This is a genomic window from Magnetococcales bacterium, from assembly GCA_015231925.1.
Taxonomy (GTDB): Bacteria; Pseudomonadota; Magnetococcia; order Magnetococcales; family JADGAQ01; genus JADGAQ01.
Genome location: JADGAQ010000102.1, coordinates 1 through 14,007 on the forward strand (window position 1 = coordinate 1; position 14,007 = coordinate 14,007).

Consider the following 14,007-nt stretch of genomic DNA (forward strand, 5'->3'; position numbering starts at 1 on the left):
CCCTGGACCCGTCGGGGGGGGATAATCCCCCCCGAACCCCCGTATACCTGAACAGATATGCCGTTTTTCGAGGAGTGGCCGAGCCATGCTGGATCTCGATGCCGTGAAATTCAACGCCGATGGTCTGGTTCCCGCCATTGCCCAGCAGCATGATACGGGCGAAGTGCTGATGATGGCCTGGATGAACCGCGAGTCTCTGGCGGAAACCCTGGCCACCGGAATCGCCTGCTACTGGTCCCGCAGCCGCAAGCAGTTCTGGCGCAAGGGGGAGAGTTCGGGCCATGTGCAGCATGTTCGCGGGGTGCGTCTCGATTGCGACGGCGATACCCTGCTGCTGCGGGTGGAGCAGGTGGGTGTGGCGTGCCATACGGGGCACCGCAGCTGTTTTTACCGGGAGGCGCTTCCCGATGGCTGGCGGGAGCTGGCTCCCGTGGAAAAGGATCCCCGGGAGATCTACGGACCATGAAACCCACCACCATCGAAACCATCCTCAAGGATCTCTATTCCGTTCTGTTGCAACGCAAGGGGGCGGATCCCGACTCCTCTTACGCTGCGGAGCTTTTCTCCCGTGGGGAGGACTATCTGCTCAAGAAGGTCAACGAAGAGTCCCTGGAGCTGCTGTTGGCGGTCAAGACCCAGGATCAGTCCGCCATTTGTGAAGAGGGGGCCGATCTGCTGTTCCATGTGCTGGTATTGCTCGCCAACCTGGAGATTCCCCCCGACCGGGTGTTGCAGGTTCTGGTGGAGCGTTTCGGCAAGTCGGGAAAGCGGGTGCATCAGAAGCGCACCGCCGAACGGCGCACGCATCAGCAGAACCTGTTTTTGCAATTTCATAACGGGCTGCAGTTGACGGCGGCCACCTTGGACGTCAGTCTCTCCGGTTTGCTGGTGGAGAGCGATTACCAGCCCAAATGGCCGTTGTTGGGCGAACGGGGGGTCTTCGAGGTCGAGGTGCAGCAAAGCCGTTTCGCCACCGGCGCGGTCAACATGGAGATGGATCTGCCGGCGGTGCGTTCGGTATTGCCCAGGGAAAATCATGTGGAAAGCTATCGCTTTCAGTTCGTGGTGGCGCGGGTGACGGACAGTTCTCTGGGATTGCATATCGTGGAGGATTACGGACTTTTCGGTTTTGTGCTGTCCCAGGCGGCTTTTGGCAATTTTTCCTGACGAGGGGGAGAGATGTCGAGCGAACAGTGTCTTTTTTGCCGTATCGTCAAGGGGGATATCCCGGCCAAACGGATTTACGAGGATGAGGGGGTGATTGCCTTTCACGACATTCATCCCCAGGCGCCGGTTCATGTGCTGGTGATTCCGAAGCAGCATGTGGCCACGTTGGATGATCTCACGCCGGAGCAGCGGCCTATGGCGGGGCATTTGCTGGAGCGGACGGGGCATGTGGCGCGGGAGTTGGGATTGGGTGAGAACGGGTATCGGGTGATCATCAACACCCGAGGTCATGGTGGGCAGGAGGTATTTCACATCCATGTCCATATTCTGGGCGGGCGGCACGTCGGCCCCATGGTGACCCGGCAGGGCTGACGCGCCGTTCAATATGTTATCCTTTAAGTATCAAAAAAAGGAAATGTTCTGTCCTTTGACTTGTTCCTGCCTCTTTTGACTTTTTCTTGCTTCTGTTGACTTTATCCCGTCTCTTTTGACTCTCCCCGCCCAACAAACGGGAGCCGAACCTCCGGGGGCTTTTTCCCGGAGGTTCGGCGACCCGGCGGGTATTTTATTACCCCCTGAAAGCGAATCAGTCTCACCGATTCGCTTTCAGGGGGGCCGGACGGTGGTCGTCTTTCGCGGGCAATCCGGTTGCGCCCTGGGCCGATCAAACGGACGATCGGCCCAGGGTGCGACCCATGGCGGGCTCGCTTTCAGGCCATCCTATTCGGCAAGAGGTCGCCGAAAAGGATGGCCGTCAGCTGGGCGAGCCGAAAGGCCAGAGGCTGTGTCCCAGGGCGCTGCCCTCGACCTGTCGGGGGGATTATCCCCCCCCGAACCCCGGTGTTCATTACTCGACCAGGAGAACGTGTCCGTTCTGAACGGTTACTGCGACCTCCGACATCCCCGCCTTGCCTTCGGGATCGGGTCCGAGGCACTTGCCGCTGGCCAGATCGAACTTCCAGTTGTGAACCCGGCACTCCACATGGTCCCCATGATCCACCCCTTTGCACAAGGTGGCCTTGGAATGGGGACAACGGCTGTGATAGACCCGCACCCGGCTTTCATCGAGGCGGAAGAGGATCAGATCCCCGTCGGGCCGTTTGACGCACTGCATGTGCCCGATGGGAAAATCAACCAGGGCTCCCAGATCATTGGGGCCCTTCTCGGATTTCTCACCGGGGGACGGGGGCACCAGATCCATCTCCTGCAGGATTTCCAGGGCTTCCAGCACCTTGGGCAATCCGGAGGCGGGGAAGGCCATCAGAACCGCATCCAGGATCTCCTCCTTGGAAGCTCCGGCCTTGTAGGCCTTGGGGGCATATTGACGCAGACCCCGTTCCGTTCCGGCCACGACCTTGGTGACAATCTGAATGAGGTGCCGGGTCTTGTCGTCCAGGGCACGGGTGCTGTGCTTGTAGAACTCCAGCAGATGTGTGGCGGCTTCGGGCCGAACACTGGCCAGATAGCGTAATGCGGTGGACATCGTTTGTTCTCCTTGGTCCGGTTGTGACAAAAAAGGCCCCGAGGGGCTGAAAAAATAAGTTGCGGAAGAGGCGGTAGCGCGGTATAGTTGCAGATTACCAATAACCCCCGCCTGTCGGGGGTTATTGTCTTTATGGTTACCGCACTCGGCGTGTTTTTTGCAACGGTTGCTGTTGCGACCGGTTCAGAGAAGTGGGTCGATACCTGATCGGCTGTGAAAGGGCATCGTTCATCTTCCGTTATCGGGAAGCCCGGAGTCGGGCAGGACCAGCGCCGGAACCTCACGGCGGTCCCCGCTCCGGAACCGGAAGTCCTGGCCGCGAATAGCGTCGGCGGGATTTCGCCGCCACGGTCAACAGAGCGTCGTTGATCGCCACTGGTTCTTGCGCCCCGGCTGGAACATGGACGTTTTCCCACCCACATTTCTGGACGCCCTGCGTCAGCGTGCCGATCTTCTCGAATTGGTGCGCGCCCATGTGGCGCTGAAAAAGAGCGGTTCCTCCTGGTTGGGCCTGTGTCCATTTCACCACGAGAAGACGCCCTCTTTCAATGTTCACCCGGAGAAGGGCTTTTTCAAGTGTTTCGGATGTGGTGTCGGTGGAGATGCCATTCATTTCCTGATGCGCATTCGAGGGGTCTCTTTCCCGGAAGCGGTGGAAGAGCTGGCCCGGAGTGTAGGCCTTGAGGTTCCAACCCGCAAGGCGGGAGAGGGGCAACAGGGGCCCGGTCGGCAGGAGCTGGAGCAGCGGTATCGCGACATGACCCTGGCCAAGCAGTATTACGCCACCCAGTTGGCCGGACCTCGGGGCGGGGTGGCGCGGGATTATCTGGAAAAACGCGGTTTGCAGGCGGCCACGATACAACGCTTCGAACTGGGATTCGCCCCTCCGGGCTGGCGGCATCTGGTGGAGCGGTTCGGTTCCGGGGTCGAGGTGGAAGCCCGTCTGGAGGTGCTGGGGCTGTTGGTTCGCAAGGAGGAGGGCGGCGCGAGCTACGACCGCTTCCGCAACCGGCTGATGTTTCCCATCCACGACGAGCGGGGGCGTTGCGTGGCCTTCGGGGGGCGCTCCCTGGGGGATGAGCAGCCCAAATACATCAACTCGCCGGAGACGCCGCTGTTTCAGAAGGGACGGCTGCTCTTCAATCTGCATCAGGCCCACGGGCCGGGGCAGAAGGCCGGTGAGATGCTGTTGGTGGAAGGGTATGTGGATGTCATCGCCCTCGACCAGGCGGGAATCGGCCACGCGGTGGCTCCCCTGGGCACGGCGGTTTCGGAACACCAGTTGCTGATGTTGTGGAAGTCGACGGAGCGCATCGTCTGCTGCTTCGACGGAGATGGCGCAGGTCGCAAGGCGGCGTGGCGGGTGCTGGAGATGTCGTTGCCGCTGTTGCGGGGCAACAGGCAGATGGTTTTCCTGTTTCTGGCGGACGGGGACGACCCGGATACCCTGGTGCGGCGTCAGGGGCTGGAAGGCTGGCAACGGGTGGCGGCGCATCCCACCTCGCCGGCGGATATGCTCTTCGACCAGTGCGCCGCCGGGCTGAACCTCGGCGGGCCCGAAGGACGCGCCACCTGCACCCATCGCCTGCGTCCCCATCTGCAACGCATCGAGGACGCGCTGTTGCGCAACCTGTTCGCGGAGAGTCTGGGCCAACGGCTCGACCTGGAACCCTCCTGGCTGTTGGGTGAACGCGGCAGGCCCATGCCGGCCTTTCAGACGCCGCGTCCCCGGCAGCCGGTGTGGAACGGCCCGGTGGCGGGGCGGGCAAGCCGCAATTATGAACAGGTGATGTTGGCTTTGTTGCTGCGTCATCCGGAACTGGCGTTCGATTTCGAGGAAGAGTTGGGCCTGTTGCATCTGGAAGATCCCCATCTGCACCGCCTGCTCGCGGAGCTGCTCCGTTTGATCGGTGGCGCGGATATTTTGTCGGAGGAGAAACCAATTCAAGCCATTGCCATCCAACAATTACCTCCTTCGCTCCAGGAGGTGGGTCGTCGGATTCTGTCCGCCGAAAGTGAAACGCCCGAGGAACCTCGTCGCGAGTTCCAGGGTTGCCTGTTGACCTGCCAGTTGCGTCATCTTCAGGAAGAGTTGCAGGAACTCAGTCAAATTATTAAACAGGGTATCGAAATAGATAATAACATGAAGAGACATAATGCCTTACGCAACGAGATTGCCCGGTTGCAACGGCAACGCATGGCGGTGATTCACTGATGAACCCCTTTACTGGACACGATTCGGATATGGACGAAGCCAAATCTTCCCATATGAAGCAGCTGATCGAACGCGGCAAGGAACGGGGGTTTTTGACCTTTGACGAGGTCAACGACATGCTCCCGGAGGATGTTCATACCGCGGACCAGATAGAAGATGTGGTGGCCGTGTTGGACAACATGGGCATCAATCTGGTGGACGATCTCGGCCCGGACATGGATGAAGGGCGCGGTCTCGACAAGATCGGTCTCGACAAGGAGCTGGAGGACGAAGAGGACTTCCTCAAGGGGGCTGATACGGCCATTGAGGACATCGATCTGGGCAAGACCGACGATCCCGTGCGCATGTATTTGCGGGAGATGGGTTCGGTGGATCTTCTCACCCGTGAGGGGGAGATTGTCATTGCCAAGCGCATCGAGGAGGGCTGCAACGAGGTTATCGCGGCCATTTGCGATGCGCCGTCGACGTTTCAGGAGATTGTGCTTCTGGCGGACCGGCTGCGCAATGGCGAGGTTTCGCTGAGGGATGTGTTGGACATCTCCTCCCCGACGGGGGAGGGCGAAGAGGAGATTGAAGAGGAGCCGGAGGCGGATCTTCTGGAGGTCGAGGCTTCGGGTGAGGGGGAAGAGGAGAGCGAGGGCGAGCCGAAGCGGGAGCCGGTGAGCGTGGAGGAGGTGGACGAGCCGCCGCTGCCGGAGGAGAACGATCCGGCGCTGGACGAGCTGTTGCAGACCACGCAGAGCGCCTTTGACGCCATTGCCGAGGAGAGCCGGATTCTGGAGCAGCTCAAGCAGGAGCTGGAGGAGGCTCGGGCCAAGGATCACCGCAAGGTGTTGCAGCGCAAGGAGAAGGAGTACCTGCACCACAAGGAGAAGATTGTGGAGATGGTGGCCTCCATTCGCTTTTCGCCGAAGCAGATGGACCGCCTGGTGCGCAAGCTCAAGGATTATGTGGAGCGGATTCGCGAGAGCGAGCGGGAGATTCTGCGTCTGGTGGATCAGTCGAATCTGCCCAAGATGGAGTTTGTGGAGCGTTTTGCGGGCAACGAGGGGGATGAGGGCTGGTTGTCGGCGGTTGCGGGTCCGTCGCGGGATGGATGGGAGCGGTTGCGGGGCAGGTCGGAGCCGTTCAACCATTGTCAGGCGCGGTTGCGTGGTTTGGAGACCGAGGCGCGGCAGACCATTGCGGAGTTGAAGGCCACGCATCGTCGGGTGATCGACGGGGAGCGCAAGGCGATTCAGGCCAAGAAGGAGATGGTGGAGGCCAATCTGCGGCTGGTCATCTCCATTGCCAAGAAGTACACCAACCGGGGGTTGCAGTTCCTGGATCTGATTCAGGAGGGCAACATCGGCTTGATGAAGGCGGTGGACAAGTTCGAGTGGCGGCGTGGTTATAAATTCTCCACCTATGCCACCTGGTGGATACGGCAGGCGATTACCCGATCGATTGCGGATCAGGCGCGCACCATTCGTATTCCGGTGCATATGATCGAGACCATCAACAAGCTGGTGCGCACTTCCCGGCTGATGGTTCAGGAGATGGGGCGGGAGCCCACGCCGGAGGAGATTGCCGAGCGTATGGAGATGTCGCTGGAGAAGGTTCGCAAGGTATTGAAGATTGCCAAGGAACCGATCAGCCTGGAGACGCCGGTAGGGGATGAAGAGGACTCCCATTTGGGGGATTTCATTGAGGACAAGTCGATGTTGTCGCCGTCGGACATGGCGATCATGTCGAATTTGCGGGATACGACGGGTCGGGTTCTCAAGACCCTCACCAGTCGGGAGGAGAATGTACTGCGCATGCGTTTCGGCATTGGTTTGCCGACGGACCATACGCTGGAGGAGGTTGGCAAGAAGTTTCATGTGACGCGGGAGCGCATCCGGCAGATCGAGGCCAAAGCCTTGCGCAAGCTGCGCCATCCCACGCGGTCGAGGAAGTTGCGCAGCTTCCTGGAGTCTTGATAAATACGGGGGTCCGGGGGGGATTATCCCCCTCGGCGGAGTCTGGGGCAGCGCCCCGGGGTGTTGCCGTTGTATTCGACTTGGCCGTTGCGGAATGACACCTCCGAACAGTCGGTTAAACACAAACGCGACACCCAGCAAACGCGCCCTGGTCCGGAAATCCGGAAGAGATTCAGCCGTTCGCCCTCTGCCTCCGGGAGAGGGCCGGGGTGAGGGGTCCGGTGAATGACTGCACTTGCCACCTTCTTTCCCGGTAGAGCCCCCCGGAAGCCTGCCCGAACACCCGTCTTTACGGGCCTATAGCTCAGCGGTTAGAGCAGCCGACTCATAATCGGTCGGTCCCTGGTTCGAATCCTGGTAGGCCCACCACTCTTGCTATCCTATTGATTTAAAATCAAAAAAGCCGCTTCTTAAAGCGGCTTTTTTGATTTTAAAATTCCGAATTTACTTGAAGAATTGTTTGTCCGGATAGTTGACGTCCTGAAAATATAGAGAGGCGAAAAAGGCGTTGACTTCTCTCCAACCCATCTGGCAATCTCCAATGAACGACACAATTTCCCTCCTTCCAAAGCCAGTAAATGCTCGACAGTCAGGGAGGTTCGGAGTTTGGAATGGATAGGATGGCTCCAAATACCGGTGAGCGAGTTGAGTTTGTTTCACTGACAGCGGAAAGCCTCCGAGTGGGCTTGATGAATGGGAGAGAGGTTACCGCTCCTTTGGCTTGCTTTCCAAAACTGTCCGGAGCAACGCCTGCCCAACGGGATAAGTGGGAAACCTGTGGCGGGGGCTATGGCATCCATTGGGAAGAGCTTGATGAAGACCTGTCAACGGAAGGATTGTTGCGAGGGGCGCCTGCTCCTCGGAGTGGCCCAATCCGCTGACTGAATCTGTCCGGGGTTGTGGGCTTGGTGGTGAAAGACGCTGATCGTTTCTCCTTATCGATCATGCTTTCGTGCCATGGTTTGCTTGATTTGACGTTATGTTTTGCAAGTGGTTGCCGGAAAGCGGTGGCTTGGCTTCCGATTGGAAAGCCAACGAACGCAAACAGCGATGTTACCGGGAGCAACTGGACTGATCCGGACGATGCCCCGGATTTGACCGAAGAGTGGTTCGCCAAGTCCGATCTTTGCGAAGGCAACCGGTTGATTCGAACGGGGCCATCTATAGTTGATCTGTTGGAAATCCCGGATAGGGGCGCGAGGGATCTTGGCTTTCCTTGCCTGAGAATTCGTCAAGATGGGGAAGGGAGTATGAGCTTTCCGGGTTTGCCTGTATTATGAAGTTGATCTATGATCCCCAGAAGCGGGCGAAGACACTATTGGAGAGAGGCCTTGATTTCGAACGGGCTGAAGAGGTTCTCACTTCACGACATATCACGGTTCGCGATGATCGATGGGATTACGGAGAGCTGCGTCAAGTAACCATGGGGTATCTTGACGACCGAGTTGTGGTGGTAGTCTGGACGGTGCGAGGTGAGTTCCGTCGCATCATTTCCATGAGGAAAGCCAATGAACGCGAACAGCGATGTTTCCGAGACCAACTGGACTGATCCGGACGATGCCCCGGATTTGACGGAAGAGTGGCTCGCCAAGTCTGACCTTTACGAAGGCAACCGGTTGATTCGAACGGGTCCATCATCCAGCAATCCGGGCCTGGACCTGGACGTATTCCTGGCCCTGCAAGCCAGGGGTAGCAATTGGCGGGAAGAGATGAATACTGCGCTTCGACAATGGTTGGCTTCGTGCGGGGCAAAGTTGCCGGTATGAAGCCACGGTTAATTGGGGATTCCTCCATAAAGGGGAATGGATATACTGTCCCCGGAATTCCTGGATATACTGTCCCCGGAATTCCTGCCAGAAATCTGCGGGAAATCCGGGGACATCATCCCGAGGGAAATCCGCGGACACCATGCTGATTAAATTTATAGCCATAAGGGGAATGGGTATGGTGTCCCCGGATTTTTTAATTGATATAGTCCCCGGATTTGCTCTTGCCCGAAGGGCATCATGTTCTTGCGTATTGAGGAGGGAAAAGTGGGCGCTTGGCTTTTTGATGCGGTTAATGTCAATGTGGATGAGGCTTTCATAAGGAATTATCTGTATAGAACAAGTGAAATCAAAGAGTTTCTCGATATTAGGCGAGATAATAAGAATTTCGTCGTCGCAACAAAAGGTTTCGGGAAAACACTTCTTTTAAAGGCAAAAAGATTTATTCTTCAGAGTCAAACTAGAGGAGTTACTATTCTTCCAGAAAATGAAAATATTATGGTTGAAGTTCCGCCAGGTAAAGCAAATCTCACGGAAAATGAAATAGGCTACCTTGCCTCATCTTATGAGGTATGGCCAATGATTTGGCAGGCAAGTATATATACTACAATTATAAAAAAGTTTTGCAGTGGTGCTGAAATTGAAAAAATCATTGCCAGTTCGAACACCGACAATAAGGTCACAGAATTACTTAGAAGTGAAATAATTAACGGTGTTACAGATTGTTTTATAAATCTGTACGATATTGGAAAGGATGGTCTGCAGGATTGCTTTGATTTTGTAAACAAACTACTTGCTGTTAAAATGAAGCAAGTGGGTGATTCGGTTGCAATTTTTATTGATAATATTGACGAGCATTTTAATAATATTATTCAGACATCTAAGTATGGGGCGGATGTTTGGTTGAATGCTCAAATGGGATTAATTGACGCAATATATTTAATTGGCAGACAAAATCATAACATTAAAATTTATGCGTCTATTCGAAAGGAGGCATACGATTTGTTTGTAAAAAATGATCTTATGTCGCTGCAGTACCCAGATACCCGCTCTGCAATAACTTATAATTATAATGACTTAAGATCAATTTTTGATTTTAACGTATTGCAGGAGAAGGATGGTAATTTGATCGCGCCGAATGAAAAAGATTCAATAGCAAGATTTTTTGGGGATAAGAATTTTTATGTCACACACACGCTTACTAGAGAAAATGAGCTAATCTTTAATTATATTTACAGGCATACATTACAACGTCCCAGAGATTTAATGTTTATCGGAAAGGCAATATCAACATTACCTCCAGTTCAAAGAAAATCAAAGGAAGAATTAAAAAGATTGGTTAATGCTAAAGCAACCGAAATTGCAACCCAGTATATAAAAGAGTTTGCACCGCATGTTGCGCTTGATATCCATAGACTATTTAGATTAATTCCAGGGAATGTAATCACAAGCTCAAAAGCGCGAGAAATTTGTAGTAAGTATAATATGGTATCTTGTGAAGAGGAAGACTGTAAAATGTGTGATAGAACGCATATTTTCTGTATTTTATACACTGTTGGTCTTGTTGGATATGTGAGATTTGACACAGCGGTGCAGAAGAATTTTCAATCATTTCTTGCTCCAGGTGAGATCACCTTGTTAGACAAGAAAGGTGTTCTTCCTTCGTCAAAATATTATTTGGTTCATTCTATATTGGAGGCAATTGTTTCAGCAGATTCAGACGGTTACAGTTACAATCTGTCAAATAAAAATATAGTAGGGGATTTAAGGGGCTGGGTTGATGAGGGCGAGCACGATGAAATCAAAGGAAATTTTTTTATTGTAAAGGCGGATATCGAAGGATTTGGCAGAATAATGCAAGATAATATAAATAAAGCAAAAGAATATAAAAAATTATTTTCTGAGAGTATTAAAAGACGCTGCACTAATTTGCTTTACCATCAGCATAAGGATGGGGATGCTCTTGAAATTATTAACGAAAATCTTGACCAGACATTAGACTCAGTTTTTGGTGTTATGGATGATCTTGCAAAGAGTAATTTGATGCTGCGTGTTGCAATGCATCACGGACATATCGAGCTTTCAATGAACCGCCATTCGGTTGTGCCGGAATCAACCAGTGCAATGAGAATTGTTGCAAGAATGGAAGTTTTAGGGGTGGGTGGGCAAATTATAGTTAGTGAAGATGTTAAATCCGAAATTATTCGATATAGTAATATTTATGCCGTAATACCTTATTTGCGGGTTATAGCTGGTGTCCCTTCCAGCGATAGTGATGGATTTTTCAATATTTCTAAAACTCACGAAAGGCCAGAAAATATAAGATTATTTGCCGTCAGATATAACAATGAGGTATTAAAACAAGAGAATGTGGTTAATATGGCCTTGTTGTGGAAAAATGACGGTATTTCTTACTCGGAGATTGCGCGCAGACTCAATTCTAGAGGTATTCTACCTTTTTCACGCAAAGGCCAGTGGGATGGCCAAAAAGTTAGTAGGGCTTTATTTTCCTGATGGCCATAAACTAGCTATATCGGCAATTTCGGGAACCCCCACTTCTCCCGCTGCTGCTCCCATTCCATCGGGAACGGATTCTTCAACTCCCGCCACGTCAGCACGTCCGGTTGCCGCCCGTCCAGGATCGCGACGATGATGTCCGGGGCGAGCAGGGTCAGGCGCAGCACCCTGGCCAGATAGGAGTCGTCGATTTGCTCCTGGGCCGCCAGATCCTTGATGGAGCGGTACTGGCCGCTCTCCATCATCCGATAAATCCGGGGACACCATACCGATTTCCCTGATGGCCATAAATTGGCTGAATCGGTAATTTTAAATCCGGGGACACCATACCTATTTCCCTTATAATTTTAAATCCGGGGACACCATACCTATTTCCCTTATAGCCATAATCTGATAAGATGAATCAAATCCGGGGACACCATACCTATTTCCCTTATAGCCATAATCTACAGAAATCCGGGGACACCATACCTATTTCCCTTATAGCCATAATCTACAGAAATCCGGGGACACCATACCTATTTCCCTTAGAAATCCGGGGACACCATACCTATTTCCCTTATCAGAAATCCGGGGACACCATACCTTCAGAAATCCGGGGACACCATACCTATTTCCCTTATAGCCATAATCTGATATGATGTTCGCATGGCCAGAACCGCTCGTGTCATCGCTCTTGGATTGCCCCATAAGGGAAATGGGTATGGTGTTCCCGGTTCGCCCCAAGGAAGGGAAGAGAACGTGCCGGGCCAATCAGGACGCGACAAAGGACCACCAGTGGGCAAGGGTGGAGGTTCCGGCTTGGGGTTGGGTGGTTGGTCTTTGGGGTGGGGAAGCCATCGAAAGGTGGAGGTGCCGGAGTGGAACGGGCGGATGATGGCCGGATCCGGACGAACCACCACCCGGTGGAGGCGCTTCCCCCTCTGGAGGGCCGGGGAAAGGGAATCACCCCCTGGCGGGCCTCATGCCGGGGCATCATTCTGGGTAATGGGCAAGGCTACTTGGGCAGAACGGGTGCCGGTTGGACCGGAGATGGGAGGCGCGTTTCCTGGGCGGGGGCGTGGATGTACTGAACCGGAATGGGCCAAATCCGGTTGGCAGTAACGACAAGTCCAACGCCAGCAAGGATCATGGCCCCAAGCTTGATCACCATGCGGAGTTCCAGTTCCTTGAGCCGGGTTTCAAGTTTAACATCCAATTCCTTGATGTCCCGCTTGAGTTCCAGAATGTGAACTTCCACCTTGGCCACATCGGCTTTGGTGGAAAGCTGTCCTTCCAGTTCCTTCAAGTCCCGCTTGGCAGCCAGTTCGCTGGCTTGCGTCACCTGGGCTTCCTTGAAGGCTTCCGAGATGGCTTCGGCGTGAGGCTCGGGAATACCGGCATCCTTGAGACGGCGCACGAACTGGAGCGTGTCAAAGGTAATGGTGGTCATGATCACTTCCTCCTGCCGGAAGGATATCCCAAGACATCCGGAGATTTCTACTTGAATTCGAACCTGGCCGGGGGAATCACCACCCGGTGGAGACGGTTCCCCCCCTCGGTAAATCCGGGGACATCATACCTATTTCCCTTATAGCCATAATCTGATATGAAGACCGCATGGCCAGAATCGCTCGTGTCATCGCTCCTGGATTGCCCCATAAGGGAAATGGGTATGGTGTCCCCGGATTCACCTCGGAAGGGCAGAAGAGGCTGAGGGGCTTTTGTCGGTTCTGTCAGTGACAAGGGGAGGCACTTTTCCAGAAAGCGGGTGCAAGGGCGGAAAATCCGATGTGGGGTACCGATAAAATTTGTTGGTAGATATGTTGGTATGGCGAAAAATCAAATATGGCAACTTATTGGAATAACATGGAATTTTTACATGATTCGCTAGATGGTGGCTTTAAATTTCAGAATTTACTTGAAGAATCGTTTGTCCGGATTGTTGACGCCATGAAAATAAAGAGAGGCGAAAAAGGAGTTGACTTCTCTCCAACCCATCTGGCAATCTCCAATGAACGACACAATTCCCCTCCTTCCAAAGCCGGTAAATGCTCGACAGTCAGGGAGGTTCGGAGTTTGGAATGGATAGGATGGCTCCAAATACCGGTGAGCGAGTTGAGTTTGTTTCACTGACAGCGGAAAGCCTCCGAGTGGGCTTGATGAATGGGAGAGAGGTTACCGCTCCTTTGGCTTGGTTTCCAAAACTGTCCGGAGCAACGCCTGCCCAACGGGAAAAGTGGGAAATCTGTGGCGGGGGCTATGGCATCCATTGGAAAGAGCTGGATGAAGACCTGTCAACGGAAGGATTGTTGCGAGGGGCTCCTGCTCCTCGGAGTGGGCTAATCCGCTGACCGAATCTGTCCGGGGATTCGGGGCTTGGTGGTGAGTCGTGCTGATCACTGCCCCTTACTGGGACTCGATGAAGGGGAAGGGATCCACTGTCCCCGGAATTTGCCTGAATTCGCTGTTGGGGGGGGCAATGAACACGTTGACGATTGAACTGCCCCTGGAAGGCCTACCTTCGCCCGCTGAATTGCCGGCGAATTTTTCCGACGAGGTACGGTTTTTCCTGGCTCTCAAACTTTTCGAGCAAGGCCGTATCTCATCCGGCAAGGCGGGTAGGCTTTCCGGCATGGGGCGGGTGGCATTCCTGCTGGCTGCGGGCCGTTCCGGTGTGCCGGTGGTGGACTTGAGCCAAGAGGAAATGGCCGAAGAGTTCGCTCAATGATGCCGGATCGAGCGGTTATCAATACTGGTCCGCTGGTGGCTTTGTCCCTGCATAGAAATCCGGGGACACCATACCTATTTCCCTTATAGCCATAATCTGCTGCGAGAAATCCGGGGACACCATACCTGCTGCGAGAAATCCGGGGACACCATACCTATTTCCCTTATAGCCATAATCTGCTGCGAGAA

General features: G+C 54.0%; 15 protein-coding genes and 1 tRNA gene. 13 read left to right on the forward strand and 3 right to left on the reverse strand.

Annotated elements, in window-relative coordinates; genetic code table 11:
* The first annotated feature begins 85 nt into the window (after positions 1-85).
* From hisI to HQL56_11890, 3 genes are read left to right on the forward strand one after another with little or no spacing between them, the layout of a single operon-like run.
* Positions 86-466, forward strand: coding sequence for a phosphoribosyl-AMP cyclohydrolase (hisI, locus tag HQL56_11880; GenBank protein ID MBF0310216.1), 381 nt, complete (start codon positions 86-88; stop codon positions 464-466).
* Between the two features lie 11 nt (positions 467-477).
* Positions 478-1,167, forward strand: coding sequence for a phosphoribosyl-ATP diphosphatase (locus HQL56_11885; GenBank protein MBF0310217.1), 690 nt, complete (start codon positions 478-480; stop codon positions 1,165-1,167).
* Positions 1,168-1,179: 12 nt separating this feature from the next.
* Entirely contained in the window at positions 1,180-1,539 is a 360-nt protein-coding gene (locus HQL56_11890) for a histidine triad nucleotide-binding protein (protein ID MBF0310218.1), read from the forward strand.
* 475 nt (positions 1,540-2,014) lie between these two features.
* On the opposite strand, the gene HQL56_11895 is transcribed toward HQL56_11890, so the two are convergent.
* Positions 2,015-2,650 (reverse strand): Rieske 2Fe-2S domain-containing protein, encoded by a 636-nt coding sequence (locus HQL56_11895; GenBank protein MBF0310219.1) that lies wholly within the window; start codon positions 2,648-2,650, stop codon positions 2,015-2,017.
* Positions 2,651-3,050: 400 nt separating this feature from the next.
* On the opposite strand from HQL56_11895, the gene HQL56_11900 reads away from it, so the two are divergent.
* The 8 genes from HQL56_11900 (at position 3,051) to HQL56_11935 (ending at position 11,106) form a co-directional block, all read left to right on the forward strand.
* Positions 3,051-4,865, forward strand: a complete 1,815-nt coding sequence (locus HQL56_11900; GenBank protein ID MBF0310220.1) for a DNA primase — start codon at positions 3,051-3,053, stop codon at positions 4,863-4,865.
* A complete protein-coding gene (gene rpoD, locus HQL56_11905) occupies positions 4,865-6,826 on the forward strand; it encodes an RNA polymerase sigma factor RpoD (protein MBF0310221.1) in 1,962 nt (653 codons plus the stop codon). Before HQL56_11900 ends, rpoD begins: the two co-directional genes overlap by 1 nt.
* Positions 6,827-7,119: 293 nt before the next feature.
* Positions 7,120-7,195 (forward strand) — tRNA-Ile (locus tag HQL56_11910).
* Between the two features lie 242 nt (positions 7,196-7,437).
* Positions 7,438-7,707, forward strand: coding sequence for a DUF2442 domain-containing protein (locus HQL56_11915; GenBank protein MBF0310222.1), 270 nt, complete (start codon positions 7,438-7,440; stop codon positions 7,705-7,707).
* A gap of 24 nt (positions 7,708-7,731) precedes the next feature.
* Positions 7,732-8,106, forward strand: coding sequence for a hypothetical protein (locus tag HQL56_11920; protein MBF0310223.1), 375 nt, complete (start codon positions 7,732-7,734; stop codon positions 8,104-8,106).
* Positions 8,103-8,375 carry a BrnT family toxin gene (locus HQL56_11925; GenBank protein MBF0310224.1) on the forward strand — a complete coding sequence of 91 codons (273 nt, stop codon included), beginning with the start codon at positions 8,103-8,105 and terminating at the stop codon, positions 8,373-8,375. Before HQL56_11920 ends, HQL56_11925 begins: the two co-directional genes overlap by 4 nt.
* Positions 8,335-8,592 carry a hypothetical protein gene (locus HQL56_11930; protein ID MBF0310225.1) on the forward strand — a complete coding sequence of 86 codons (258 nt, stop codon included), beginning with the start codon at positions 8,335-8,337 and terminating at the stop codon, positions 8,590-8,592. The genes HQL56_11925 and HQL56_11930 overlap by 41 nt, the downstream gene beginning before the upstream one ends.
* A 240-nt stretch (positions 8,593-8,832) precedes the next feature.
* Complete coding sequence (locus HQL56_11935) at positions 8,833-11,106, forward strand: hypothetical protein (protein ID MBF0310226.1); 2,274 nt, start codon at positions 8,833-8,835, stop codon at positions 11,104-11,106.
* Between the two features lie 14 nt (positions 11,107-11,120).
* Here HQL56_11935 and HQL56_11940 read toward each other — a convergent pair whose 3' ends face one another.
* Together HQL56_11940 and HQL56_11945 are read right to left on the reverse strand one after the other, a co-directional pair.
* Positions 11,121-11,354, reverse strand: coding sequence for a hypothetical protein (locus HQL56_11940; protein ID MBF0310227.1), 234 nt, complete (start codon positions 11,352-11,354; stop codon positions 11,121-11,123).
* A 752-nt stretch (positions 11,355-12,106) separates the two neighbouring features.
* The gene (locus tag HQL56_11945) at positions 12,107-12,541 is read right to left on the reverse strand and encodes a hypothetical protein (GenBank protein ID MBF0310228.1); all 435 of its coding nucleotides are present in this window, start codon (positions 12,539-12,541) and stop codon (positions 12,107-12,109) included.
* 631 nt (positions 12,542-13,172) lie between these two features.
* Between HQL56_11945 and HQL56_11950 the strand changes: the two genes are divergently transcribed.
* Together HQL56_11950 and HQL56_11955 are read left to right on the forward strand one after the other, a co-directional pair.
* Positions 13,173-13,442, forward strand: a complete 270-nt coding sequence (locus tag HQL56_11950; GenBank protein MBF0310229.1) for a DUF2442 domain-containing protein — start codon at positions 13,173-13,175, stop codon at positions 13,440-13,442.
* A 128-nt stretch (positions 13,443-13,570) separates the two neighbouring features.
* A complete protein-coding gene (locus tag HQL56_11955; GenBank protein MBF0310230.1) occupies positions 13,571-13,819 on the forward strand; it encodes a UPF0175 family protein in 249 nt (82 codons plus the stop codon).
* The last annotated feature ends 188 nt before the right edge of the window (positions 13,820-14,007 follow it).